The 24,241-nt window shown below is 62.2% G+C and carries 23 protein-coding genes and 1 tRNA gene; 17 read left to right on the top strand and 7 right to left on the bottom strand.

Going from position 1 to position 24,241, the window contains the following annotated elements; genetic code table 11:
* Positions 1–80 precede the first annotated feature (80 nt).
* A complete protein-coding gene (locus ACLIRY_RS08255; RefSeq protein WP_413204902.1) occupies positions 81–1,766 on the bottom strand; it encodes a methyl-accepting chemotaxis protein in 1,686 nt (561 codons plus the stop codon).
* Positions 1,767–1,941: 175 nt separating this feature from the next.
* Entirely contained in the window at positions 1,942–2,544 is a 603-nt protein-coding gene (locus ACLIRY_RS08250; RefSeq protein WP_413204901.1) for a hypothetical protein, read from the bottom strand.
* Positions 2,545–2,932: 388 nt separating this feature from the next.
* Between ACLIRY_RS08250 and hisG the strand changes: the two genes are divergently transcribed.
* From hisG to ACLIRY_RS08215, 7 genes are all read left to right on the top strand, one after another.
* A complete protein-coding gene (gene hisG / locus ACLIRY_RS08245; protein ID WP_413204900.1) occupies positions 2,933–3,616 on the top strand; it encodes an ATP phosphoribosyltransferase in 684 nt (227 codons plus the stop codon).
* Complete coding sequence (hisD, locus tag ACLIRY_RS08240) at positions 3,600–4,922, top strand: histidinol dehydrogenase (protein WP_413204899.1); 1,323 nt, start codon at positions 3,600–3,602, stop codon at positions 4,920–4,922. The genes hisG and hisD overlap by 17 nt, the downstream gene beginning before the upstream one ends.
* Before the next feature lie 60 nt (positions 4,923–4,982).
* Positions 4,983–5,468 (top strand): UPF0262 family protein, encoded by a 486-nt coding sequence (locus tag ACLIRY_RS08235; protein WP_413204898.1) that lies wholly within the window; start codon positions 4,983–4,985, stop codon positions 5,466–5,468.
* Positions 5,469–5,484: 16 nt separating this feature from the next.
* Positions 5,485–5,952, top strand: a complete 468-nt coding sequence (locus ACLIRY_RS08230) for an arsenate reductase ArsC (protein WP_413205337.1) — start codon at positions 5,485–5,487, stop codon at positions 5,950–5,952.
* 99 nt (positions 5,953–6,051) lie between these two features.
* The gene (gene infA, locus ACLIRY_RS08225; protein ID WP_413204897.1) at positions 6,052–6,270 is read left to right on the top strand and encodes a translation initiation factor IF-1; all 219 of its coding nucleotides are present in this window, start codon (positions 6,052–6,054) and stop codon (positions 6,268–6,270) included.
* Positions 6,271–6,288: 18 nt separating this feature from the next.
* Positions 6,289–6,954: a Maf family protein gene (locus tag ACLIRY_RS08220; RefSeq protein ID WP_413204896.1), complete on the top strand. Its 666-nt coding sequence runs from the start codon at positions 6,289–6,291 to the stop codon at positions 6,952–6,954.
* The gene (locus tag ACLIRY_RS08215) at positions 6,951–8,294 is read left to right on the top strand and encodes a ribonuclease E/G (RefSeq protein WP_413204895.1); all 1,344 of its coding nucleotides are present in this window, start codon (positions 6,951–6,953) and stop codon (positions 8,292–8,294) included. The genes ACLIRY_RS08220 and ACLIRY_RS08215 overlap by 4 nt, the downstream gene beginning before the upstream one ends.
* Here ACLIRY_RS08215 and ACLIRY_RS08210 read toward each other — a convergent pair.
* Positions 8,214–9,248, bottom strand: coding sequence for a DMT family transporter (locus ACLIRY_RS08210; RefSeq protein WP_413204894.1), 1,035 nt, complete (start codon positions 9,246–9,248; stop codon positions 8,214–8,216). The genes ACLIRY_RS08215 and ACLIRY_RS08210 overlap by 81 nt on opposite strands.
* Before the next feature lie 103 nt (positions 9,249–9,351).
* Between ACLIRY_RS08210 and ACLIRY_RS08205 the strand changes: the two genes are divergently transcribed.
* The 4 genes from ACLIRY_RS08205 (at position 9,352) to ACLIRY_RS08190 (ending at position 11,966) form a co-directional block, all read left to right on the top strand.
* Positions 9,352–10,245, top strand: coding sequence for a LysR family transcriptional regulator (locus tag ACLIRY_RS08205; protein ID WP_413204893.1), 894 nt, complete (start codon positions 9,352–9,354; stop codon positions 10,243–10,245).
* 305 nt (positions 10,246–10,550) lie between these two features.
* On the top strand, positions 10,551–10,769 hold the full coding sequence (locus tag ACLIRY_RS08200; protein WP_413204892.1) for a DNA gyrase inhibitor YacG: 219 nt from the start codon (positions 10,551–10,553) through the stop codon (positions 10,767–10,769).
* Positions 10,770–11,026: 257 nt separating this feature from the next.
* Positions 11,027–11,102, top strand: a tRNA-Phe gene (locus ACLIRY_RS08195).
* A gap of 309 nt (positions 11,103–11,411) precedes the next feature.
* Positions 11,412–11,966, top strand: coding sequence for a hypothetical protein (locus ACLIRY_RS08190; protein WP_413204891.1), 555 nt, complete (start codon positions 11,412–11,414; stop codon positions 11,964–11,966).
* 40 nt (positions 11,967–12,006) lie between these two features.
* Here the strand turns inward: ACLIRY_RS08190 and ACLIRY_RS08185 are convergent, their stop codons facing one another.
* The gene (locus ACLIRY_RS08185) at positions 12,007–12,396 is read right to left on the bottom strand and encodes a hypothetical protein (protein WP_413204890.1); all 390 of its coding nucleotides are present in this window, start codon (positions 12,394–12,396) and stop codon (positions 12,007–12,009) included.
* Positions 12,397–12,654: 258 nt separating this feature from the next.
* Between ACLIRY_RS08185 and ileS the strand changes: the two genes are divergently transcribed.
* The 5 genes from ileS (at position 12,655) to ACLIRY_RS08160 (ending at position 18,463) form a co-directional block, all read left to right on the top strand.
* Positions 12,655–15,498 carry an isoleucine--tRNA ligase gene (gene ileS, locus ACLIRY_RS08180; protein WP_413204889.1) on the top strand — a complete coding sequence of 948 codons (2,844 nt, stop codon included), beginning with the start codon at positions 12,655–12,657 and terminating at the stop codon, positions 15,496–15,498.
* A 4-nt stretch (positions 15,499–15,502) separates the two neighbouring features.
* On the top strand, positions 15,503–16,021 hold the full coding sequence (gene lspA, locus ACLIRY_RS08175; RefSeq protein ID WP_413204888.1) for a signal peptidase II: 519 nt from the start codon (positions 15,503–15,505) through the stop codon (positions 16,019–16,021).
* 84 nt (positions 16,022–16,105) lie between these two features.
* The gene (locus ACLIRY_RS08170; RefSeq protein WP_413204887.1) at positions 16,106–16,684 is read left to right on the top strand and encodes a DUF3035 domain-containing protein; all 579 of its coding nucleotides are present in this window, start codon (positions 16,106–16,108) and stop codon (positions 16,682–16,684) included.
* 219 nt (positions 16,685–16,903) lie between these two features.
* Positions 16,904–17,149, top strand: coding sequence for a hypothetical protein (locus ACLIRY_RS08165; protein ID WP_413204886.1), 246 nt, complete (start codon positions 16,904–16,906; stop codon positions 17,147–17,149).
* A 15-nt stretch (positions 17,150–17,164) separates the two neighbouring features.
* The gene (locus tag ACLIRY_RS08160; protein ID WP_413204885.1) at positions 17,165–18,463 is read left to right on the top strand and encodes a threonine/serine ThrE exporter family protein; all 1,299 of its coding nucleotides are present in this window, start codon (positions 17,165–17,167) and stop codon (positions 18,461–18,463) included.
* A gap of 128 nt (positions 18,464–18,591) precedes the next feature.
* On the opposite strand, the gene ACLIRY_RS08155 is transcribed toward ACLIRY_RS08160, so the two are convergent.
* The 3 genes from ACLIRY_RS08155 to mutL all read right to left on the bottom strand — a co-directional run bounded on the left by ACLIRY_RS08155 (position 18,592) and on the right by mutL (position 21,913).
* A complete protein-coding gene (locus ACLIRY_RS08155) occupies positions 18,592–19,401 on the bottom strand; it encodes a hypothetical protein (protein ID WP_413204884.1) in 810 nt (269 codons plus the stop codon).
* A gap of 5 nt (positions 19,402–19,406) precedes the next feature.
* Positions 19,407–19,919, bottom strand: a complete 513-nt coding sequence (locus ACLIRY_RS08150; RefSeq protein WP_413204883.1) for a hypothetical protein — start codon at positions 19,917–19,919, stop codon at positions 19,407–19,409.
* Between the two features lie 86 nt (positions 19,920–20,005).
* Entirely contained in the window at positions 20,006–21,913 is a 1,908-nt protein-coding gene (gene mutL / locus ACLIRY_RS08145; protein ID WP_413205336.1) for a DNA mismatch repair endonuclease MutL, read from the bottom strand.
* Between the two features lie 644 nt (positions 21,914–22,557).
* Between mutL and ACLIRY_RS08140 the strand changes: the two genes are divergently transcribed.
* The gene (locus ACLIRY_RS08140) at positions 22,558–24,207 is read left to right on the top strand and encodes a methyl-accepting chemotaxis protein (protein WP_413204882.1); all 1,650 of its coding nucleotides are present in this window, start codon (positions 22,558–22,560) and stop codon (positions 24,205–24,207) included.
* Positions 24,208–24,241: the final 34 nt, after the last annotated feature.

Below are 24,241 nucleotides of genomic sequence, written 5' to 3'. Positions count from 1 at the left end.
GGGCGATTGCCCAAACCCATTTGGGGGCAAATGCCCCCAGACCCCCATTTTTCTCTCATTACCGTGAATTCAGAGTGCCGTTAAATGGCGGCCAGAGATTTGGTGAAGTCCCGGACAAAGCCCCGCAGGTTTTCCGATTCACCGCGCACGTCTTCGGCAGTGCCTTGCACCTTTGCCGCACCGTCACGCACATGGTTCGCCGCCGCAGACAGGCCCGACAGGTTCTCATTCACCTCCTGCGCTCCTTGCACGGCCGTAGCCATGCCCCGGGTAATTTCCTGGGTCGCGGCAGACTGTTCCTCAACGGCCGAGGCAATGGTGGTCGCGATCTCCGTCATATCCCCAATCCGCTTGGCAATCTTACCGATGGCCTCCACCGAAGTGGAGGTCAGGGATTGCACTTCCTCGATCTGCTTGGAAATATCATCGGTCGCCCGGGCGGTCTGGTTGGCCAGAGCCTTAACCTCGTTGGCAACAACGGCGAAGCCCTTACCAGCCTCACCGGCCCGCGCGGCCTCAATGGTGGCGTTCAGCGCCAAAAGGTTGGTCTGTTCGGCGATATCGGTAATCAGAGCAACCACTTCGCCGATTTTCTGGGCGCTCACGTCCAAGGCACGCACGGTCTCGCCTGTTTCTTCCGCGTCCACGCTGGCGCTTTGGGCATATCGGGTCTGGTCATTGACTCGGGCACTAATCTCTTGGATGGAGGCCGTCAACTCCTCTGTCGCAGAAGAAACGGTCTGCAGACTGGCAGAGCTGTTCTCCGACGCACTGGCGACTCGTCCGCCCCGCTCTGCGGTGTCATTGGCAGCCCGAGACATGCCATCGGAGGTGTCCTTCATACCGTTGGCCGAGCCCACCAACGCCTCGACAATCCCTTCGGCCTGCCTGGCAAAGGCGCTGGCCAACTCATTGCGTTTAAGCGCGCGGGCTTTCTCGGCCTCGTCTTCCATGGCCTTCTCTTCCCTGGCCGCTTGTTCGTCGACCAGAGCCTTGCGGAAGACCTCGGCATTTTGGGCCATGCGACCGATTTCATCGCCCCGTTCCGAATGGGGGATGGGAGTCTCCAGATCGCCCTGAACCATGCTATCCAGACGTTCCGTCATGGCGCGAATCGGCTGAATGACCGCCCGATTCAACCCAAGAAACGCAACCAAAGCGACAATAGCGATGACCGCCAGCCCCAGGACAATTCCCACTTTCACCATGATGAAAGTGGTCTCCTGCACGTCGCGGGCATTGCCTCCCACCCGCCAAACATGATCTTGGGCCGAGCCTTCAATTTTCTTCAACGCTGCCTCAATGGCGTTGGACGCTCCGGATGCCTCCATCGCCCGCGCCTGATCAATTGTCAAAGCATTACGCATCATGGTGATCTGCTGGGTGGCCACGCCCTCCCACCACTTATTCATTTCCCGTTCCAACTCATTCAGGTTGGACAAGGCGTCTTGATCGGAGGCCGCCTTCACCCGCCCCTTTTCCAAGGATGCCCGAAAGGCCGCCATCGCCGGATCAATGGCCGCCAGATGCGCCAGATCCCCCGCCATGATAAACCCACTCACTGCACTGGTCGCCAGACGGGCGTCAGCCAGAGCATTGAAGACCCCTTGGGCGGCGGATTCCGCGTTGGACGTCTTCTCCGTCGCAGTTTCGATGCTCGACACGGCCCACAGCATAAGCGCAAAGGAGATAAACGCCACAACAACTGATGCACCGAAAGCGGTGATCAGGCGAGCGCCAATGGATCGATTGACTTGAAAGGCCATGTTAATGGCTCCTATATTTTTGCATGATCAGGCCACAACCTGTCCGAGCACTAAAGAAAGGGGAACCTGAGGGGGCGCCTCTTATCCCTGGAATGAAATCTGCGCGGAACACATCTCCAGGACCAGACTTGAGGACCAGAGCTGGCCCCATCTGGCATCAAAATGCCGCCAGGCCCTAAAGCCCAAGGGCACGGCGCCGGGCCAATTCCGTCAAGTTCACTTCAACGGCGACCGCACCCAGGGGTGCACCCGCGGAGTCTGGAATGGTGAGATTGACCTGGACGCGATCCGTTCCCGTTTTGTCATTGTGTTCCGGCTCGTCCACGAAAACCGCGTCGGCCCCCACATCGAAGGTCTTTTGGAACTTCGCCTCGTCACCCTGCCAATAATCCGAGCTGATGCTGCTTAATCCGGCATTCAGCCCCTTGGCATCCATCAGGATAATTTCCGTATACAGCCCCGTGCTCATGGCCTGAATCCGCAGGAGATAAGTGGACAGAGGGCTGGCCATGACCGAGGCGACGAGGGGTTGATCCTGCTGATCCCGCTCCGCACGCCACCGCTTGTCCCAAGCATCAATCTCCTTTTGAGTATAGGCTGAAACCTCCTTCTGGCGCGCCAGCAAGGTCGTCTGCACGACGGGAGAGTCGAGCCAACCCCGAATGCCATCAAGCACCGATTGGTCAATCAAAGTATCCGCCCGTGCAAGACCCGCGACACCAAAAGGTGCGACCAGCATCCATGCCGCGACGGCCACAATTCTGCCCCTCTGCTTCATTCCACTGTCCTTCCGCTTTTCGGGCCTTCCGCTTTTTGGGAGCATTGTAGCGACCCCATGTGCCACGCCTTTCTTTCTATTGAACACGATCTCCCTGACAGAACTCTGACCTCCACCGGAGGACAGTGCCCAGAGGGGGAAAACCCCCTGTCAGCAGCACAATCTAGCATATATGATACAACATGACATACGATCTTTTTAATCCATCTTTACCAACAGGATATTAATTTTCCCCATCCCGGAGGGCATGAACAACCAAGGGGCCTTGCCTTGTCGATCTTTCGGGGTTGGACCGAAGGCAAGATTAACGCTAAAACCGCCCCTGAGGACTCCCGCGACCGCTGGGGTCCGCGAACTGGAGCATTTTGGTACGAAAGGCGTAGTCGACATGGGGTTCGACGCGAACGAAGGCGCGGACAAGCTGGTGATCGCCCTGCCCAAGGGGCGGATTCTCAAGGAAGCAATGCCCCTCGTCCGGGCTGCGGGGATCCATCCAGAACCGGCCTTCGATGACCCAAACAGCCGCCAGCTCCGATTCGCGACCAGCGACCCGGGCGTGGATATCATCCGGGTGCGCAGTTTTGACGTGGCCACCTTCGTGGCCTTTGGCGCGGCCCATATCGGCGTGGCGGGTAACGATGTGATCATGGAGTTCAACTACCCCGAACTCTATGCGCCCCTGGATCTGGGGATCGGCGCCTGCCGCTTGTCCGTGGCAGAAACCGCCAGCCTGGGGGCCGACGATGATCCGCGCCGCTGGTCCCATATCCGTGTGGCCACCAAATATCCGGAAATCACCCGCCGCCATTTCGCCGCCCGGGGCGTGCAAGCGGAATGCATCAAGCTGAACGGCGCCATGGAATTGGCCCCGGCCCTGGGCCTCTGCCGCCGAATCGTCGATCTGGTGTCCACGGGCTCCACCCTGAAGGCCAACGGGCTGGTGGAAGTGGAACAGATTGTCGAGGTCACCTCGCGATTGGTGGTCAACCGTACGGCCATGAAGGTGCGGTCCCGGGAGATGACCGGGTGGATCGAGCGTTTCAGGGAGGCCTGCCATGACCGCGCGGCTTAACAGCTCCTCGCCGGGATTTGACGCAGCATTCACCGCCCTTCTCGGCGGCAAGCGGGAAAATGCCCAGGACGTGACCGATACCGTGGCCGCGATCCTGTCCGATGTGCGAGAGCGGGGCGACGCAGCCCTGCTGGAGTACACCAACCAATTCGACCGCATGACTCTGACGACCGACCGCTTGCGAGTCACTTCAGCCGAAGTGGATGCCGCCGTTGCCAAGATCGAGCCCGAGCTGCAGGCCGCCCTCGAACTGGCTGCGGCGCGTATCCGGGCCTTCCATGAAAAGCAGCTTCCAAACGGACTGTCCTACACTGACGACGTCGGCGTCCGCCTGGGGCAAAGGTGGACGCCGGTATCCGCTGCGGGGCTGTACGTTCCCGGAGGAACGGCGGCCTACCCCTCTTCGGTCTTGATGAACGCCATGCCCGCCAAAGTCGCGGGCGTCCAGCGGCTGGTCATGGTTGTCCCCACACCGGGGGATATTCTGAACCCCCTGGTCCTGGCCGCCGCCCGGCTGGCGGGAGTGGACGAGATTTACCGGGTTGGCGGCGCCCAGGCCGTCGGAGCGCTTGCTTACGGAACTGAAACCATCGCGCCAGTGGATAAGATCGTCGGTCCCGGCAACGCCTATGTGGCCCAGGCCAAACGCCAGGTCTTCGGCGTGGTGGGAATCGACATGATCGCCGGACCATCGGAAATTCTGGTGGTAGCCGATACCGACAACGACCCCGACTGGGTGGCCGTCGATCTGCTGTCCCAGGCCGAACATGACACCGCCGCCCAGTCCATCCTGATCACCGACGACGAGGCCTTCGCCAACGCCGTGGAAGAAGCCGTCGAAGCCCATCTGCGCATCCTGTCCCGGGCAGAGATCGCCTCGACCTCCTGGCGGACTCACGGAGCCATTATTGTCGTCAAGGACCTGCTGGCCGAAGCCCCGGCTCTGGTCGACCGCATTGCGCCGGAACACCTGGAACTGGCCGTGGCGGATCCGGATGCCCTGGCCGAACAAGTCACCCATGCGGGCGCCATCTTCCTGGGGCGCTACACGCCCGAGGCCATCGGCGACTACGTCGCCGGACCGAACCACGTCCTGCCGACATCGCGTACGGCGCGGTTCTCCTCGGGTCTGGGGGTCCTGGACTTCATGAAGCGGACCACCATCGTCGGCTGCAATGCGGAGTCGCTCCAGGCCATCGGCCCGGCTGCGGCCCGTCTGGCCAACGCCGAGGGACTGGAAGCCCATGGCCTGTCCGTCACCGCCCGCCTGCCCCTTCCCCCCACCAAGTCCCCCCCAAGAGCTTGATGAACCTGCCCGGACCTTTCGCCTGCCCCTCCCTTGAACCTCCAGAGAGTAGGACCGCCCATGTCCCACGTCGAGCTGAAGGATACTGACAAGCTGGTGGACGTCCGATTGGACGAGAAGACCTTGGTTCGCCGCCGCCCCGAAGTGGAACACGAGCGCGCGGTGGCCATTTTCGACCTGCTGGAAGACAATCATTTCAGCGTGTCAGGGCTGGACGGCCCCTACCGCCTGGTCCTGGGAATCGAGGATAACCGGCTGGCCATGGATCTGCGCGACAAAGACGACAACGCGTTGACCAAGGTCACTCTTCCCCTCAGCCCCTTTCGCACCATTGTGAAGGACTACTTCATGATCTGCGAAAGCTACTTCAGCGCGATCAAGACCATGACCCCATCACAGATCGAGGCCATCGACATGGGCCGCCGGGGGTTGCACAACGAGGGGGGAGGACTGCTCATGGACCGTCTATCTGGCAAGATCGTTGTGGACCACGACACCGCCCGCCGACTGTTCACGTTGATCTGTGTCCTACACATCCGGGGCTGACCCCTTGACGCCCCAGCTGTCCTCATCCCATTCCCCCTCGACCGAACTGCCCTCAGCGGTCCTTTTCTGCTGCACCATGAATTCCGTTCGCTCCCCCATGGCCGAGGGAATCATGAAGCGGTACCATGGACGGCGCATCTATGTGGAATCCGTGGGTGTCCGCCCCGGTGCCGAGGTGGATGGATTCGCCGTCGCGGTCATGGAAGAAATCGGTATCGACCTGACCCCCCATCGGTCCCGCATCTTCGACGAGTTGGAGGATAGCAGTTTCGATGTGGTCGTATCCCTGTCGCCGGAAGCCCAGCACAAGGCCGTGGACATGGTCCGCTGGATGGCCTGCGAGGTGGAGTTCTGGAACACCTTTGACCCCAGTCTGGTGGAGGGATCCCGCGAAATCCGACTCGAAGCCTACCGCAAGATCCGGGACGAGCTGATCGACAAGATTCTCGCCCGCTTCCCCGTGCCCCATATGCAGTCAGGATGACGCCCCCATCAACGCGGATTCTTCTTGACCTTTTGGCCCCGCCGAAACAATTAAATGCACAGATGTATATGGGGCCAATCAGGGGACTGTGTCGAACATATGGCCAAGGAAGACGTGATCGAATTCTCCGGTGTCGTTGTGGAACTTCTCCCCAACGCCATGTTCCGCGTAAAGCTGGAAAACGAGCATACCGTGCTCGCGCATACCTCCGGAAAAATGCGCAAGAACCGTATCCGGGTCCTCGTCGGGGACCGGGTGAATGTCGAAATGACTCCCTACGACCTGACCAAGGGCCGTATCAATTTCCGTTTCAAGTAAGGCTCCGTCATCGAACCCATGACTGCGGAACAACCGCCGCCCCCACCGGACTCGACCTCAGAGTCGGCTCCGGCCCCGATCAGTCGGCCCGGGGTGCTTGTGCTCGCCTCGGCCTCGCCCCGGCGGCGGGACCTTTTGGCCCAGATCGGCCTGCCCCCCGCAGTGATCGACCCGGCGGATGTGGATGAGACACCCCTGAAGGATGAGTGTCCCCGTCCTCACGCCCTGCGCCTGGCCGAGAACAAAGCCCGCGCCGTCGCCGCACGCCACCCAGGTTGCTTTGTGCTGGCTGGGGATACGGTGGTGGCCAAGGGCCGCCGCATCCTGCCCAAGGCCGAGGATGAGAAGACCGCCCAGGCCTGCCTGTGGATGCTGTCCGGCGGACGCCATCGGGTGATCGGTGGCCTCGCCCTCGTCCTGCCCGACGGGCGCCTGCTCTCCAAGACCGTGGTCAGCCACGTTGCCTTCAAAAAACTGGGGCACGAGGAGGTCCGCGCCTACCTCGCCAGCGGGGAGTGGCACGGCAAGGCTGGCGGCTATGCCATCCAGGGTCTCGCCGCAGCCTATGTGAAGTGGATGGAAGGCAGCTACCCCAATGTGGTTGGCCTGCCCCTGTTCGAAGCCAACGCCCTATTGCGCGGCAATGGCTATCAGCCCACCCCCGAACCGGAAAACCAGGCATGAGCCGGGAGGGGACCGGCGCCTTCCGCATTCTCGTCTCGGACGGTCCTGGGGAAACCCGCTGGGCGTTACTGGAAGACAACACCGTCATCGAAGTGGTCCACCAATGGGTCCACGCCCCCGAGGTCGGATCCATCCTCGCCGGACGGATGGGCAAGCGGACACCCGATGGGCGAGCGGCCTTTGTCACCTTGGGTGGCGACCCCGACGGTTTTCTTCCCCTGTCCGACATTTCCGGCCCACCGCCGTCCGTCGGCAGCCTCGTTGCCGTCCAGGTGGTCCAGGAAGCCCAAGGCCCCAAGGGTCCCAAACTGACGGCAAAAATCACCCTGCCCGGTCGCCTGTTGGTTTACACCCCCTTCGCCCCCGGCCTGGGACTTTCCCCGAAGACGGGTTCCTCTTCGCAGCGCAGCCAGCTCCGGGCACGAATCGAGGCGCTGATGGAGCCCGGAGAGGGCGCCATCGCCCGCACGGCGGCCAGTGCTCCGGGCGTCCGGGATAACGCTCTGGCCGCCGAACTTGAGGCCCAGCGGGCCAAGTGGCTGGATATCCGCGAGGGGCTGTCCAAGGCCACCGGCCCCGGCCTTCTTCTCCCGGCCCCCTCTCCCCTGGAGAGCTGGCTCGACGAATTGGGCGAGGGCATTGCGGCCATCCACTGCGACACCGGCAGCCGTGCGGCGGCGCTGAAACCCCATCTCCGCCTCCGTCACCCCGCATGGGCAGGATCCCTCTCTGCGGAAGTATCGGCCAGGCCCTCCCCCTTCGAACGCGAAGGGGTGGAGGAAGCCCTGGAAGAGGCCCTCTCCCCCCGCCTGCCCCTGCCCGGCGGCGGATGGGTGATCATCGAGGAAACCCAGGCTTTGACCGCCATCGACATCGACAGTGGCGCGACCAACCCCGAAGCCGCGACCCGGGCCGCCCTGCCGATGATTGCCCGACAGATCCGCTTGCGCGCTTTGGCAGGTCAGATTTTGGTGGACCTCCCCCGGCGCAAAACCGGAGGGCCGAACCGGGAAGCGGTCGACACCCTGGCCACCCTTCTGGCCAAGGATCCTGCGAGTCCGCAGCTGCTTGGTGTCACCCGGGGCGGGCTGGTGGAGATTATCCGCCCCCGACGGCGCCCGCCCCTCTCCCACCTGTTCCTGATGCCCTTGGCTGCCCGGGAGACCGCCCCCGAAGCGCGTCTGCTGGCCGCCCTGCGGCACTTGGTTCGAACGCCGACCCGGTCCCCCTCTCTGACCGTTACTCCAGCGGAAGAGCGTCTATTGCTTGGCCCCCTCGCCCAAGCCTTCGCCCAGGCGCGTGACCACCTCGGACTCCCCATTACCCTGATCCGATCCTGAGCCGCCCCCGCAAGACCGGGACGCGGGGGAAGAGGACTGGTCCCGCCAGAGGATAAGCCCCCCTGCCAGGGCGATCAGGCCCATGCCGGAGAGGGTCCACAGGTCGGGATGGTCACCGAACAGGGCCACTCCCCAGCCAGCGGCGAAGACCAGATAGGCGTAGTCGAAAGTGGCCACGGTAACCGGCGGAGCCAGTTGATAGGCCGCAGCCAATCCCCAGCCGGTCCCCAAAGAAATGACGGCCAACCCCGCCAGGACGAGCCATCCCCGATAATCCAGGGAAACCCAGGCCCCCAAAAGGAAGCGAAGGATGGGATCCTCCCCCCCCGCCCCACCCATCACATGCACGACCAAACCGCCGGTTAGTGCCACTGTCGCCAGGGTCGCGTGGAGAACCAGGGCGAGGAGCAAGGCATCCTCGTCAAACCGCCTGGCCCGGGTCAGCACCGCAGCGAGGGCATAGCAAAGCCCGGCTCCCATGGGAATCAAGGCCAGCCAATCGAAGGCCTCAGGCGTGGGCCGCAGGATCAACAGGGCGCCCAGGAATCCCAGGCCAACAGCCGTTCTGCCCTGCCATCCCACCCGGTCTCCCAAGAAAAATGCGGAAAACAGCGTCACGAACAGCGGTCCCGTGTAGAAGGCCGCAGCAATGGTCGTCAGCTCCAAAAGGGGTATGGCGGCGTAGAGACACAGATACATCCCCGCCAGAAGCAGGGATCGGACCACAGCCTCCCAACTGAGCCTCCAGCCCCGTCGCCGTCCCCACAGCCCCCCGAGACCGGCCAGAACCGGAAGGGCCAGAAGGGACCGCAAGGCGTACATTTGCCAAAGGGGCATGTCCGTGCTGGCCACCTTCACCACCGCATCCTGTGTCGCCATCAGGAAGACCGTCCCAACGATCAGGATGATTCCCAAGCCCGTCCTGTCGGGCGCTTTGATTTTTATCCTTGGCATCTGTCTCTCGTCTCCTCTGCAAGGGGAAAAGACGAGGGTGACCGGTCAAGGATCATGGCGGTAGACATTGCCTTTTGACTGGATTGTTCGATATTTTCATACAATGGAAAAAAGGAGCACCCAAGGTCTGACCGTTTTCCTCGCCATCGCCGAGGCCGGGAGCTTGCGGGGCGCCGCCCGGACCCTCGGGCTCGGCCCGCCTGCGGTCAGTCACCAGTTGAAACAATTGGAGCGGCACCTGGGTGTCGACCTGTTCACGCGCACCACGCGCCGCGTGGAACCAACCGAAGCAGGGCGGGCCTTGCTGGCACGGGCAGCCCCGGCCCTGGCGGAATTGGACGAGGCCTTGGAGGCGGCGCGAACCGAAGGCAAGGGCCGGACAGGCCGATTGCGGATCTCTCTGCCCTGGAGCGCTTATCAGACCATCTTTGCCCCCCTTCTGCCCGCCTTCATGGCCGCCTATCCGGACATCCGCCTGGACCTGTCCATCGACGACGCCCTGGTCGACATTGTCGGAGAGGGATTCCATGCGGGGGTTCGCCTGGGTGGCCTGCTGTCTCCGGACATGGTGGCCATCCCCCTCACCCCGCCCCTAAAGGGCGCCTATTCAGCCGCACCGGCGTATTTGGCAGCCCATGGTCGACCGGAGCGCCCCGCAGACCTGTATCACCACACCTGCATCCGATACCGCAACATCGGATCAAACCGGCTGGCCGACTGGACTTTCCTGGAGGCCGGAGAGGTCACGACGGTTCACACCGAGGCCCATTTAACCCTCGACAGCTTCCAGGCCGTGGTTCAAGCCATGGAGCAGGGCCTGGGCATCGGCTGGTCCCTCCGTTCGGTGGTCGAAGAAGCTTACGCCCAAGGGCGCCTGGAACCGGTCCTGGAGGACTGGACGCCGGGACGGCCACCGTTTTACCTATATTATCCCCGCCGCACGAACCGCTTGACCCTTTTGGGTGTCTTCGTCGATTTCCTGAGGTCCCGTTCTTAAGAGGGGTATATACCCGACTTGGGGTGTTTTCCCGTCACGGGGCTTTGCCCCGCCCCCCCCCCTTTGGCGAGGCTGGAGCCGAAAGGCCCCAGACCCCAGGCTGTTCTTTCGAAAAGAAAAAGGGGGGTTTGGGGGCATCGCCCCCAAAGGGGCTTGGGCACTCGCCCAAAAAAGACGAGACACTGTCGTATACCCTGCTTAGGGGGAAGCCCTGTCGACGAAAGACCTTGAATTGCGCCGGGAAAACTCCCAGCGTCTTGGGACCTTCATATTTTCCCAACCGTAGCTTGGTAGCCTGATCGCCGATGACAGACCACAATCCACCTGACGACATCCCATCCGCCGACCCCTCGGCCGTCCGCATTCCCGCGAAGAAGTGCCCCATCTGTGGCAAGCAAACCGAACCGCGATACCGGCCATTCTGCTCCAAGCGCTGCGCCGACGTGGACTTGGGGCGCTGGGTAACCGGCTCCTACAAGGTGGAAACCAACGAACAACCCGGCATGGACGACCTCGAGGATTAAGGATTTTCTCCCACCGGAAGGCCAATGGCGATGCACATCCGTTCCCTTGGCCTTCCGGACCTCTCCACCCTGGTGGTCCTCGAACAGGCCAGCTTTACGACAGGCTGGTGGGGGAATTCATCCGGAGGTTAGAAGAAGCCCAGGGATAATTCGGTCAAAAAGAGAAAAAGACCCTGACTGTCATTTTTTTGAAAGTCAGGGCTTGCATGCCCCCAGGGGATCATGTACACCCCCGTTCTCGCTTGAGAGCGACCGGTGCCCGGGTAGCTCAGTTGGTAGAGCATGCGACTGAAAATCGCAGTGTCGGCAGTTCGACTCTGTCCCCGGGCACCACTTTCCTCCCCTCTCTACGGAGAGCTGGAAAGGACCTCAGGAAGCGAAAAAGCCCTGAACGCCCCCTCGGATCGCCCCCGTGGGGGCGTTGGCTTTTTTCAGCACTCCCAGATTCCCCTCCCCCCCGCCCTCTTCCTCAGTCATCCCAAATGCCCCTGCCGATGGGCAGTTTTCCCTGCTGAAATGAACCGAACGATAGAAATTTCTTCATATTCACCAAGGCTGTATTGTGCGCCGCAAAATATTTTGAGTCATGCGCCGGTCAAAACGTTGTAACATTGGTTTCGCAACCGATGAAAAGGACCGCCCATGTGCCCGCAGTCCACGCAGGCCCTTAGCCTGGAGCCCCCTCAGGGAGGGGATACCACCCATGGAGAGACCCAGGTGAAACCTCTGCCCCAGACAGCGGCACCCCATGAGGCAAGCAATGAAGCCTCCAATGAAGTCCCCAATGAAGCCATTGACCTTACCTTGATCGCCGAACAGGCCATCCTGGCCAACCGGGATCTGGCGGCCTCCTTGGGGGTTGCCCTGGCCTGCCATGGCCCAACGGTGATCCTGGATACCGATGGGATCGAGGTTCAGCGGGTTCTGGAAGATCTTCTGTCCACGGCCCTGCGACGCAATCCCGCCGAAGGTTGGGTCACCGTCGATATCGCCCCCACCGCCAAAGGTGCGCAGATCACCGTGAGCGACAAGGGCCTGACCCTGGGCACCCGGGACCTGCGGGCCGTCATGGGACCAACCCAGGCAGCAGCCCGGCGCCTGGGCGGTGGTCTCACGACCCAGGACGCGCATGAAGACGGTAATGGAATTTCCTTCACGGTCCTGGACCGAGCCAAAAAGACGCCCCCGGTCCATTAACCCGGGGGCTCATCCCCTTAAGGGTCCGAAGCCGACGACCTTACCGACGGATCGCCTGTTCCCGGTCCTTGCGAATCAGCACTTCCTCACCATTGTAGCGATTCTTCCGGTAGGTGGCGAAGCGGGCCTCTGTCTGGGCTGTCGTCTCGATCTCCCCCGTCGGAGTCATGGCCTTGTCGGTCCAGAAACGCACTTCACATCCCGGCGTGCCATTGCAATAGGTCTCGGCCGCCAGGAACAAATGCTCGTCCGATAGCTCGCCTTGGGGCACATAAACGTAATGGATCAGGGACTTGCCCCCCAGCTTTTCGATGCCGGTTCCCTCCAGGGGGTTTTCTGCTTGCTCTTCAGGTTTATTGAAGTAGTAAACAACACCGAAAGTGACGGCGAACAAGACCAAAGCGGCGGCGAAAGTGCCAAACCGTCCCATGGATTCCGTTCCTTTCACGAAATATTTTACAGCACGACGCGGAAAATGGGCCATCCGCCCCCGTTCGTAAAGGGCAGATCCACCGCATGCCCATTTGTTTCATGCCCCCGACGCCCATGAATCGCCCCAATGCCCATGAATCGGTTGAAGGGAACTTAGGATGTCGGGTATCCATGCGAGTCCGCCCGGACCGAACGTCCGCGCCTTTTCACTTCCGTGATCCGTGATCCGTGATCCCAGGCTCCGAGACCCCACGCCATGACCGTCGATTACAAGTCCACCGTTTTCCTTCCCAAGACCGACTTCCCCATGAAGGCCGGGCTCGCCCAGAAGGAACCCGACATTCTGGCGCGCTGGGAAAAGCTCGACATTTACGCCCGCCTGCGCGAGCAGTCCAAGGGGCGGGACAAGTTCGTCCTGCACGACGGCCCCCCCTATGCCAATGGCCATCTGCACAACGGCCATGCACTGAACAAGATCCTCAAGGACGTGATCACCCGGTCCCAGCAAATGCTGGGCAAGGACAGCAATTACGTTCCCGGCTGGGACTGTCACGGCTTGCCCATCGAATGGAAGATCGAGGAACGCTACCGCGCCAAGGGCCAGAACAAGGACGAGGTGGACGTAATCGAGTTCCGCAAGGAATGCCGTCAGTTTGCCGAGGAGTGGATCGACATCCAGCGCGAGGAATTCAAGCGCCTGGGCATCTGCGGCGATTGGAAGACCCCTTATACCACCATGGCCTATAAGGCCGAGGCCCAGATCGTCCGCGAGTTGGGCAAGTTCCTGATGAACGGCGGACTGTACAAGGGCGCCAAACCGGTCCTGTGGTCGGTGGTCGAAAAGACCGCACTTGCCGACGCGGAAGTCGAGTATCAGGACCACACCTCCACCACCATCTGGATCCGTTTCCCCGTCGTCCGTGCCTCCGTCACGGCGCTGGAGGGCACATCGATCGTCATCTGGACCACCACCCCCTGGACCATGCCGGGCAACCGGGCCATCGCCTATGGGGCGGATATGGATTACGTGGTGATCCGCGCCACCGAAGTGGCCGAGGGCTCCCATGCCCATGCCGGAGAGCGCTTGGCCGTCTGCGTCGACCTGCTCGACGAGGTCTTGAAGCGGGCGGGCATCACCGGATACGAGGAAGTTGCCCGCCTGAAGGGCGCTGAATTGGCGGGCACCGCCTGCCGCCACCCCTGGCGGGGCAAGGGCTACGACTTCGATGTGCCCCTGCTGGCCGGAGACTTCGTCACCACTGAACAGGGCACGGGCTTCGTCCATATCGCCCCCGGTCACGGCGAGGACGATTACTTCCTGGGCCGTGACAACGGCATCCAGCCGCCCGATACCGTCGACGGAGACGGCCGGTACATGGACCATGTCCCGATGTTCGCGGGCAAGCATGTGTTCAAGGTCGCCCCCGATATCATCGCGGCCATGGTCGAGGTCGATGCCCTACTGGCCGACGACAAGCTGGAACACAGCTACCCCCATTCCTGGCGCTCCAAGGCGCCGTTGATCTTCCGCAACACCCCGCAGTGGTTCATCTCCATGGAGACCAACGGTCTGCGGGAAAAGGCGCTGAAAGCCATCGATGACACCCGCTGGATCCCGGCGCGGGGCCGCAACCGAATCGGTTCCATGATCGAAAGCCGCCCGGACTGGTGTGTGTCCCGCCAGCGGGCCTGGGGCGTTCCCATCGCTATTTTCGTCGACAAGACCACCGGCGAACCCCTGCGTGACCAAAGCGTCATCGACCGCATCGCCACGGCCTTTGAAGCCGAAGGGGCCGATGCTTGGTTCATCGGCGACCCCAAGCGCTTCCTGGGGGCCGAGCACGATCCGGATAATTTCGAGCCGGTGCGCGACATCGTCGAAGTCTGGTTCGACAGCGGCTCCACCCATGCCTTCGTCCTGGAAGCCCGCGAGGACCTGAAATGGCCGGCGGACCTGTACCTGGAAGGCTCCGACCAGCACCGCGGCTGGTTCCACACCTCCCTGTTGGAAAGCGCCGGCACCCGGGATCGGGCGCCCTATGACGCGGTTCTGACCCATGGCTTCCTGCTGGACGAGAAGGGCGACAAGCTCTCCAAATCCAAAGGCAATGCCGAAAGCCCGCAAAAGGTCGTCTCCACGGCGGGCGCCGACATCATGCGTCTGTGGGTGGTGTCCTCCGACTACACCGGGGATATCCGCTTTGGGCCCGAAATCCTCAAGCAGACCACGGACACCTACCGCCGCCTACGCAATACCCTGCGCTTCCTGCTGGGCGCCCTGAACGGCCTGGAAGCCGAAGCCCCCCTGCCCCCGATGGAGGATCTGCCCGAACTGGAACGCTGGATCCTGCACCGTTTGGCAGAGCTGGATGCCAAGGTTCGGTCCTGCTGCGCCGATTTCGCCTTCCACGACATGTTCCAGGAACTGCATACCTTCTGCGCCCTGGACCTATCGGCCTTCTACTTCGACATCCGCAAGGACGCGCTCTATTGCGACGCGCCAAACAGCCCCCGCCGGGTGGCTTGCCGGGCAGTGATGAGCCAGGTCTTCGACTATCTGGTGAAGTGGATGGCCCCCTTCCTGTGCTTCACCGCAGAGGAAGCCTGGCTGACCCGTCACCCGAGCGAGACGGATAGCGTTCATTTCCAGACCTTCCCCGAAGCCCCCGGCACCTGGACGGACAATAGTCTGGCCGAGCGTTGGGCCAAGGTGCGACGCCTGCGCCGGGTGATCACCGGTGCCCTGGAAGTCGCCCGGGCCAACAAGACCATCGGTGCGAGCCTCCAAGCCGCGCCCCTGGTCCATGCCCCCGCCGAGCTCATCACTGCCTGCGAGGGGTTGGACATGGCGGAGATTTGTATCACCTCGGCCATTACCCTGGTCGACTCGGCCACGGACCCCGCCCCCGAAGGCGCCCATGTTCTGGAAGACGTCGCTGACACCGGAGTCGTCGTGGCCCTGGCCGTGGGCGAAAAATGCCAGCGCTGCTGGATGGTCCTGCCCGACGTGGGAACCCATGACCACGAGGGGGTCTGCGACCGCTGCAACGATGCCGTTTCCAAGCTCCCCGAGGCCCAGCGCCCCGAAGCGACGGCCTGAGCCCATGCTCTTCGGCTTTCCCCTTCCGCCCCTGCTGCTGGCCCTTGTGGTCATCGCCCTTGATCAGGCCAGCAAATGGTGGATCCTGCTCGACGTCATGTCCCCGCCCCGGGTCATCCCCGTCACCGGCTTCTTCAATTTGGTCCTGGTCTGGAACCGGGGGGTCAGCTTTGGGGTGATGAACAACGGCGGGAATTGGAACGCCTGGATTCTTTCGGCCATCGCCCTGGTCATCGCCGGGTCCCTGGTCTGGTGGACGCGCACGGCCCTGGGGTGGGTCCAGAAGGCGGCCCTGGGATTGATCATCGGCGGCGCCTTGGGCAACGTCGTTGACCGAATGATCCATGGGGCCGTCGTGGATTTCCTCGACTTCTCCGTCTCGGGATACCACTGGCCCGCCTTTAACGTCGCCGATGCAAGCATTACCCTGGGCGCCGTTCTGCTGATCGCCGACACCTTGTTTGGAGGAAACAAGAGCGCCGACAATCGGACGGACGGGGGCGGGAAATCCACCGGGGCTTGAGCCGAACAGGCGAGTCAGGGTACAAGGGTATCCAAATTTCGGGGGAGCGACCCTCCTCCACAAGAACAAGGATCAAGGGACATCATGACCGCATCCAGCCGTATTGTTCTGGCCGCTGTGCTGGCCCTCCCATTGGCGCTTGGCGCCTGTGACAACGCCAAGAAACAATTGGGTTTGGAGCGGAACGCCCCAGACGAATTCAAAGTCGTGACCCGGGCTCCCTTGGCCCTCCCCCCGGATTTCAACCTGCGTCCACCAGAGCCCGGCGCCGCCAGGCCTCAGGAAATGGCGCCCCGAGACGCCGCCCACACAGCCCTGATGGGCCAAAGCAGTGGCCTACCGGGCCAAAATGCGAACCTATCCACCGGCTTAACCAGCGGCGAACAAGCCCTTCTGGGGTCCGCCGATGCGAACCGGGCCATTCCCAATATCCGCGAGGTGGTGAACCGAGAAACCTCCTCCCTGGCTGCCGAAGACAAGAGCTTCACTGAAAAGCTGGTGTTTTGGCGAGACACCAATGAAGACCAGTTCGGCACGGTGGTCGACCCCGACTCGGAAAGCCAACGTCTGCGCCAGAACCAATCCTTGGGTCGTCCCGTCACCGAAGGTCGCACCCCCACCATCGAGCGCCGACAAAAGGGCATGCTCGAAGGAATTTTCTAGAGTGACATGGGATCTGCTTGGAACAGGCCGGCCCGCTGCTACTCTCATTCTATAAGCTCTAACGTCTCTTCGAGATTGAGTAGGGTGGCGGAGCAGCTCGACGTGATCTCGGACACGGTATACGGCACTGTTTCGTCTTTTTTGGGCGATTGCCCAGGCCCATTTGGGGGCAAATGCCTCCAAACCCCCATTTTTTTATGACCTGGGGAGAGCGGATGTATGGGCAATCACGCCACCTATTCCAATATCGCGCTGTCGCTCCGCTTTGCGCTACCCGCGACAGGCCTTGAGGGTTTTCTCGGCGCCCCGGACAGCTTCGGATTGAAGCTGGAGGATAGAACCGCAGAACGTCCTTGGCGCGTCTTCGCAACGGAACTGAACCGGGACACGCCCTGCGCGCTCAACGTCCGGTTCTTCCACGACGAGCCAGACTTCCGCCAGACCCTTCCAGCCGTTCCGGGTTAGAGAGGCCAATTTACAATGGTGACACCTACGCCCGTCCCCCAAGCCCCCGATCCGGTCATCACACGCCACCGGCATCTGGAACGGATCGCCATGACAGCCCTTGATGCCGGGCGCCAGCTCATGGAAAGTGGTGCGCGGTCTCGCGTGATCCGTGATGGCGCCGCCATGGTCGCCCGGGGGCTGGGCGCCGACCACGTCCATGTCCGGGCAGGCTATGCCTCCATCGGCATGACCGTAGGCTCCGGAACGACCACCATAACCCGCATGATGGGCGTGGGCCGCCATGGGGTAAACCAACACCTGGACCGCCGCCTGCGGGCCTTTTGCGCCAAGGTCGAACAAACAGGGATGGCCGTCGACACCGCCACCACAGAGCTGGAGAGCCTTGCCAGGGACACCCACCGCCACCCCTGGCCCCTTGTCGCATTGGCGGTCGGCCTAGCCTGTGCCGCCTTCGCCCGCCTGCTCGGCTGTGACTGGCTGGCTGTCGGCGCGGTCCTGGGGGCCAGCACGATCGCCCAGGCCGCGCGCCATGCCATGACCCGGCTGGCGCTCAGTCCCATTCTGGTCACCGCCCTGACCGCAGGTATCGCCGCCCTTCTCGCCGGAGCGGCCGCCCGGATTCTGGGAAGCGGATCCCTGAACGGAGCCATGCTCGCCTCCATCTTGCTGCTGGTCCCTGGCGTCCCCCTGCTCAATGCCCAGATCGATATCATGGAGGGATATCCAACCCTTGGCGCCGCCCGGGCCGTGAGTGCCGTCCTGATCCTGGTCTTCATTACCGTGGGCCTTTGGGGGGCTCAGGGATTTCTTGGCCTCTCCCCCGCACCCGCAGACCCCGGCTCCCACATGGCTCCGAGTATGGAAGCGAGCATGGCCTTAGGCGCCCTGGCTGCGGCCGGTTTCGGCGTTCTGTTCAACTTCGAAATCCCCATGCTGGTCGGCGCCGCCCTGGTTGGCGCCCTGGGACTGGCGATCCGCTCCCTGGGACTCGGCATGGACTGGGGCCTGCCCGGAGCCTCTTTCCTCGCCGCACTCGCCGTCGGCGTGGCCCTGCGTGTGCTCCGCCTGATCCACCCGGGAGCGGGTTTGGTCCTCGCTGTGGCTGGATGCGTGCCGATGATCCCCGGAGGCAGCGCCGCCGAAGCCATTATGGGACTCTTCGCCCTGGCAGCCCCAACCACTCCCAACCCGGAACACCTGCTGATCCTGACCGTCGAAAGCGGCCTCCGCGCCCTGCTGACTCTGGGCGCTATCGGCGCGGGCCTGACCTTGGTGGCGACCCTGCCGCGCAGAAAAACCTTTCCGGATTAGAGAACGGAATGAGGAAAAATGGGCACCGGTTTTCCGTCCTCCTTCCGCTCTAACCATAAGATTTGATCGTGATCTCGAAGACACTCTAAACGTCAACCTCGTATCGACCATTCAAAATGTGTCGCCCTTCACTGGTTCGGCGCAAGCAAAGCCCCGCACATGACCTTGTGCCGGACCGACAGGGTCGCTCCCTCCTCTCCTTCCGGCGCCAGGGACCACCACCAGCGGGGCCCATCCACCTGGGGTCGTGCCCCATAGAGCAAATCAAAGCGGACCCCGCCACCCTCGACCGTGGAATCCCGCTCCTCGCGCTCGAAGTCGCTGAGCAGACAGACCACGCCTCCCTGTTCCCGCCCATGACATTGGCCCAAGCCAGCCAAATGGGCATCGATAAGGGCCTTCGACACCGCATCCTGAGTGGCCTCTGGAATGCCATGGCGATCCATCCAGCTGCGAGGGGAAACCGGCAACTGACTGAGCAGATTGGAGGAAATCACAAAATCCGCCTCCAGGACTTCCGGCGGCAGGGGGGCAGGGTCAGGGACGGCGGGTAGGGTCTTGGGGTGCGTGGCCAGGGGGCCATAGACCCCCGTCACATCCCAGGGCCGCCAGTCCACATTGCCCAGCGCCCGAGCCCGGGCACGCACAGCCCGAGGGATCACCAGATCCACCAAAAGGACACGATCAAAGCGGGTAGCCAGCTCTTCCAGCGGCACTTCCAGGAGCCAACCAGACCCCAGAACCACCGCCAAGCTTCGCCCCCGGGTCCCGTCGGCCACCTGGAGGACAGCCTTCCGCGCTTTAGCCTGATGATCGGCCCAGGCCCGGGATTGGCGTTTCGCCCGGGCGTGCACGGCCACCAGTTCATGCACGGCTCCCAGACGCCTGGCCTCCGGTGACGCGGGCATCAGCAGGGCTTCCAGCCACTCCAGGAGCATGCCGACTACTCCGTATGCACGGGGCTTTCGTCTTTCAGGCGTTCGGTCATATCCAGGATCAGGGTCACCAGGAAACGCCGATACATATCCAAGGCCTGAATACCATAAAGACTGCCGCAGGCCGGGACGCAGGCCTTGGGTTCGGTCTGAAGCACATAGAACATTTGACCAAGGGGGTCGGACACCCGCTGCAACAGGGCCGTGATGCCGCCGGGGCCGAAGGCATCCGGGGCGTAGAAGGTCTCGGCGATGAAGGCCAGCACCTCCTTCAGGCAGGTGATCTCGCCGCTCATGGCCGCGCGGATCTGCTCCGCGTCGCCGGTTTCATAGGAATCGGAAACGGCGTCCGTGCAAGCGGCCATACGGTCGGGCACCGTATCAAGCTCGCGGTAGCTGTCTGCCGTCAGTTCCGCAGCGGCCGCAGGCCCCACAGGGGTCAAGAACAGAGCCTGCCCGGCAAAAAACGCAACAACCACACAGGCCGTGCAAAAGCGCCGAGCCCTCAATCGATCCGTCATGTCGCGGTCTCCCCCTCGAAACTGACTTCTTCCCAAGACCAGACACCGACCGGACCTCTTTCCCCCTCTATGGAAGGGGCAGACCGCTAGCGGCGCCCAAACAGGCGTTCGATATCGCCCAACTTTAACTCAACATAGGTCGGTCGGCCATGGTTGCATTGCCCGGACCTGGGGGTTCGTTCCATATCTCGCAACAGGGCATTCATCTCCTCCATCCGCAGCCGACGACCGGCACGGACGGACCCATGGCAGGCCATGGTCGCCACCACATGGCCCAAGCGATCCTGAAGCACCTGGGCCGTTCCCCATTCCGCCAGCCCATCGGCCAGATCGCGAACCAGCCCCTTCACGTCCGTGTCCCCCAGCAGGGCCGGCACTTCACGCACCACCACCGCTCCAGGACCGAATCCCTCCAGCGCCAGTCCAAGCTTGCCCAGATCCTCTGCGGCCTCCACCAACCGATCGGCGGCAGCCTCGTCCAACTCCACCACCTCGGGCAACAGCAACATCTGGCTTTTCACCCGCCCCTCGCCCTCAAGGGCCCCGTTCATCCGCTCCATCACCAAACGCTCATGGGCTGCATGCTGGTCGACGATGACCAGCCCCGTCTCCGTTTGGGCAATGATATAGGTGTCATGGATTTGCCCCCGGGCTGCGCCCAGGGGGTGAGCGTCAGGGTCGGGGACCGGCGTTGGAGCCAGCCCCCCCTCCCCCGCCATGGCAGGAGCATGGGGGGTCTGGGAGAGGGTATGGAGAGCCCCTGTGGGGCGGGTTTCGGCCAAGCCGCCCCCCTCCCCCCAGGAGTTCCGAACCGGAGCCTGCGACTCGTAGGCCAATTGGCGCTCGGCAGCGCTGGGATGCTGCCCCCGATAGGACCCCGCTCCCCAGGGCAGGCGGACTGCCGACGGGGGCGGCGCATGTCCCAAGGGGCCGAGCCCTTCTCCAGGCCGCAGGGAAGCCAGCGCCGCTTCGGACACCGACGAACTGGCCCGATGTCCGGCCTCGGCCAGGGCATGGCGGATGGCCCCGACGATCAGCCCGCGCACCAGGGCCGGGTCGCGGAACCGCACCTCGGCCTTGGCCGGATGGACATTGACATCCACCTGTTCCGGCGGCAGGTCCAGATAGAGCGCCACGACCGCATGGCGATCATGGGCCAGCACATCCCGGTAGGCCCCTTTGACGGCACCGTGCAACAACTTGTCCCGCACCGGGCGGCCATTGACGAACAGATATTGCCCCGCACTGGTGGCCTTGTTGAAGGTGGGCAGGGCCACATGACCCGTCAAGCGGATGCCCTCCCGCTCGGCATTGAGGGCCAGGGCATTATCGGCGAACTCCCGCCCCAAAATGCCCCCGAGACGAATCAACCGGGCTTCGAACAATTCACCCTGGGCGGCGGAGAGCCGGATGCGCTGGCGGGTGCCATCGGACAGGGTAAAGCCGACCTCGGGATGGGCCATGGCCAAGCGGTTGACCACATCCACGGCATGGGTCATTTCCGTCGTCGGTGCCTTCAAGAACTTCAACCGGGCGGGCGTCGCGTAGAAGAGATCGCGGACTTCGATCCTTGTGCCCTCGGGATGGCTGGCCGGTTCAACCTCGCCTTTCGCACCGCCTTCGACGGTCAAACTCCAGGCGGACTCCGCCCCCGGGGTGCGACTGGTCAAAGTCAGCCGCGCCACGGACCCGATGGAGGGCAGAGCCTCCCCCCGGAAGCCCAGGGTATGGATGTTCAGCAGATCCTCGCCAGGCAGCTTCGAGGTGGCATGGCGTTCGACGCAGAGGGCCAGTTCGTCGGGTGACATGCCCCTGCCGTCGTCAACCACGAGAATCCGCGCCCGGCCCCCATCGCCCATGGTGACATCAACCCGGGTCGCCCCGGCATCGATGGCGTTCTCCACCAGTTCCTTCACGGCAGAAGCCGGACGCTCCACCACCTCACCCGCAGCGATGCGGTTGACCAGGGTGGGCGGAAGAAGGCGGATCGACATGGGCATAGGGGGTGTGGTCCGTAAATGGAAAGAGAAAAGCGCAGGTCCGGTTCCTGAAGGCCGACTCCTGTTCCCCATATAGAATGCCGCCCCCTCCTGTCTACCACCATGGGACCATTCCCAGGTCAACACCGACGATAAGTCGCCAAGGAATGCCGTTTTTCGGTCCCCCCCCGTGAAAGAGCATGGGCTGTCCCGCCGTTTGACCCACCCGCTGTGTATCAAACGAAAAACTCACGAACTCCCACTTTTTATACACTCCAAGACGGCATCACTTCTTTCTACCGGACAAATAAGCACGAAATAGACGAGTTTAGAAAAAAATAAAATACGATAAGTGGCAATTATATCAATAAATATACAAAACAAAAAGTCTCCATTGAAATTAATTTCAATCTTAAAAGAGGGCGATTACCCCTTTAAATCACCATAAACCACGGAAAATAAACTTAAATATCGAAATTTTGTGATCATTACATTTAAGTTGTCATGAAATCCTTCAATGCGACTTAGATGAGATTTAAGTAATTACAACTTGCTCATACCTTCATACCCCATCATACTTAGACGGACACTGCGCGGCTAAGAAGGCCCTCATCATGTTTAAAAACACATCGATTGGTTTCCGACTCATAGCCCTTGGAGTGGCAAGCTTCCTCATCTTGATTGTCATTACGGGAACCAGCCTCTGGACCTCCTACTCCGCCCGGTTTGAGGATCGGCGGGAGACCCTGCGCCTGCTCGTCCAGACCGCCACCAGTGAAATCGCGGGCTACAAACAAAAAGTCGCTGATGGTTCCCTCTCTATTGAGGACGCGAAGCAAGCGGCCTTGACCAGCCTGTCGAACTTGAAATACGGGGACGGAAACTACTTCATTGTCCTGGACAAGGACGGTATCCTGCTGATGCACCCAACGCGGACCAAGCAAATCGGGACCAGCATGGTGAATGCGAGTGGGTCGGGCCACGACCTGTACCGCGCTCTTTTATCGCTCGCGAAGGACCATGGCGCCGCTGGAGGGTTCCATACGGCCATGGGCCGACGACCGGGATCGACGACCAACGACACCCCAAAAATGTTTTTGAGCGTTGAGGAGCCGTCCTTCGGTTGGGTCGTGATCACCGGACTGTTCGTCAACGACATCCGCGACAACTTGCTATCGCAGCTTTGGTTCGTCGTCGGCATTACAGCTTTGGGCTTAGCAGCCCTCGCGGTCTTGACCATGACCATCGGCCGAAGTATCGCTGGCCCCCTGAAACGCATTCTCCGCGGATTGGAAGAGCTCGCGGACGGCGACTATGAGCATGTGCTGCAGATCGGGGAAGGCCGCTCCGAAATCGGACGTCTGGTAAGCGCTTTCAATAACTTGCGCAATCTTCTCCGAACCGCGCGTGACGACCGTCTTGCGTCGGACACGGCGAAAGCGGACGCCTTGGAACAGCGACGCCGGGAGATGCTCGCCCTTTCGGACCGCTTCGAAAGCCAAGTCGGAGGCTTGGCCGAACAACTGGGCGCCGCGTCGGCCTCCCTCAGCAAACTGGCGACTGACATGTCCCAGGCGACAGAAACAACCATTCAACAGGCAGAAACCGTGGCCAGCGCCGCGGCCGAAGCCTCCACGACCACAGAAACGGTTGCCGCCGCCACCGAAGAACTGGCCACATCGATTCAGGAAATCAGCCACCAGGCCAGCCAGTCTAACCTGATGAGCCAGACAGCCGTCGAGCGGGTCCTAGAGACCAACGATACGGTGAGCGCCCTCCAATCTGCCGCCCAAAAGGTGGGCGACGTGGTGGCGCTGATCACCGACATCGCCAACCAGACCAATCTGTTGGCCTTGAACGCCACCATCGAAGCCGCCCGCGCGGGAGATGCCGGCAAGGGGTTCGCTGTGGTCGCAGGGGAGGTCAAATCCCTGGCCCAGCAAACCGCCCGGGCCACGGAAGACATTTCCAAGCAGATCGAAGAGATCCAAACCGTGACCGGCAATACGGTCACCGCGATCACATCCATCGGGGAAACCATCAACAAGGTCAGCGCCATCGCCGCGGCCATCGCCGCTGCGGTGGAAGAGCAAAACGCCGCCACAGTGGAAATTTCCAAGAACATCCAGATGGCCGAGCACGCCTCCCGCCAGGTCAGCGAGTCCATCGCCAAGGTCCACCAAGCCGCAGAAACCAGCGGCACAACCTCGAGGGAAGTCCTTGGGTCTGCGGAAACCCTATTGGAGCGGAACAGGGAGCTCGACGACGCTGTTTCCGGTTTCCTCGGCCATATTCGCGGCGCCCAGTAACGGCGACCGCCACCAAGACCCCAAAAAAGCGGGA

It is taken from the genome of Rhodospirillum sp. A1_3_36 (assembly GCF_047263945.1).
Lineage (GTDB): Bacteria > Pseudomonadota > Alphaproteobacteria > Rhodospirillales > Rhodospirillaceae > Rhodospirillum.
Note: the sequence above shows the minus strand (reverse complement) of the source record. Positions and strands in the feature narration are given on the sequence as shown.

Excerpts from the sequence above, each read along its gene's own strand:
- ACLIRY_RS08255 (WP_413204902.1), bottom strand. The coding sequence starts at position 1,766 with ATGGCCTTTCAAGTCAATCGATCCATTGGCGCTCGCCTGATCACCGCT.
- ACLIRY_RS08150 (WP_413204883.1), bottom strand. The coding sequence starts at position 19,919 with ATGACGGATCGATTGAGGGCTCGGCGCTTTTGCACGGCCTGTGTGGTT.
- hisD (WP_413204899.1), top strand. The coding sequence starts at position 3,600 with ATGACCGCGCGGCTTAACAGCTCCTCGCCGGGATTTGACGCAGCATTC.
- ACLIRY_RS08185 (WP_413204890.1), bottom strand. The coding sequence starts at position 12,396 with ATGGGACGGTTTGGCACTTTCGCCGCCGCTTTGGTCTTGTTCGCCGTC.
- ACLIRY_RS08215 (WP_413204895.1), top strand. The coding sequence starts at position 6,951 with ATGAGCCGGGAGGGGACCGGCGCCTTCCGCATTCTCGTCTCGGACGGT.
- ACLIRY_RS08160 (WP_413204885.1), top strand. The coding sequence starts at position 17,165 with ATGGTGACACCTACGCCCGTCCCCCAAGCCCCCGATCCGGTCATCACA.
- hisG (WP_413204900.1), top strand. The coding sequence starts at position 2,933 with ATGGGGTTCGACGCGAACGAAGGCGCGGACAAGCTGGTGATCGCCCTG.
- ACLIRY_RS08170 (WP_413204887.1), top strand. The coding sequence starts at position 16,106 with ATGACCGCATCCAGCCGTATTGTTCTGGCCGCTGTGCTGGCCCTCCCA.
- ACLIRY_RS08250 (WP_413204901.1), bottom strand. The coding sequence starts at position 2,544 with ATGAAGCAGAGGGGCAGAATTGTGGCCGTCGCGGCATGGATGCTGGTC.
- ACLIRY_RS08200 (WP_413204892.1), top strand. The coding sequence starts at position 10,551 with ATGACAGACCACAATCCACCTGACGACATCCCATCCGCCGACCCCTCG.
- ACLIRY_RS08190 (WP_413204891.1), top strand. The coding sequence starts at position 11,412 with ATGTGCCCGCAGTCCACGCAGGCCCTTAGCCTGGAGCCCCCTCAGGGA.
- ACLIRY_RS08205 (WP_413204893.1), top strand. The coding sequence starts at position 9,352 with ATGGAAAAAAGGAGCACCCAAGGTCTGACCGTTTTCCTCGCCATCGCC.
- mutL (WP_413205336.1), bottom strand. The coding sequence starts at position 21,913 with ATGTCGATCCGCCTTCTTCCGCCCACCCTGGTCAACCGCATCGCTGCG.
- ACLIRY_RS08220 (WP_413204896.1), top strand. The coding sequence starts at position 6,289 with ATGACTGCGGAACAACCGCCGCCCCCACCGGACTCGACCTCAGAGTCG.
- ACLIRY_RS08165 (WP_413204886.1), top strand. The coding sequence starts at position 16,904 with ATGGGCAATCACGCCACCTATTCCAATATCGCGCTGTCGCTCCGCTTT.
- ACLIRY_RS08155 (WP_413204884.1), bottom strand. The coding sequence starts at position 19,401 with ATGCTCCTGGAGTGGCTGGAAGCCCTGCTGATGCCCGCGTCACCGGAG.
- ACLIRY_RS08235 (WP_413204898.1), top strand. The coding sequence starts at position 4,983 with ATGTCCCACGTCGAGCTGAAGGATACTGACAAGCTGGTGGACGTCCGA.
- lspA (WP_413204888.1), top strand. The coding sequence starts at position 15,503 with ATGCTCTTCGGCTTTCCCCTTCCGCCCCTGCTGCTGGCCCTTGTGGTC.
- ACLIRY_RS08210 (WP_413204894.1), bottom strand. The coding sequence starts at position 9,248 with ATGCCAAGGATAAAAATCAAAGCGCCCGACAGGACGGGCTTGGGAATC.
- ileS (WP_413204889.1), top strand. The coding sequence starts at position 12,655 with ATGACCGTCGATTACAAGTCCACCGTTTTCCTTCCCAAGACCGACTTC.
- infA (WP_413204897.1), top strand. The coding sequence starts at position 6,052 with ATGGCCAAGGAAGACGTGATCGAATTCTCCGGTGTCGTTGTGGAACTT.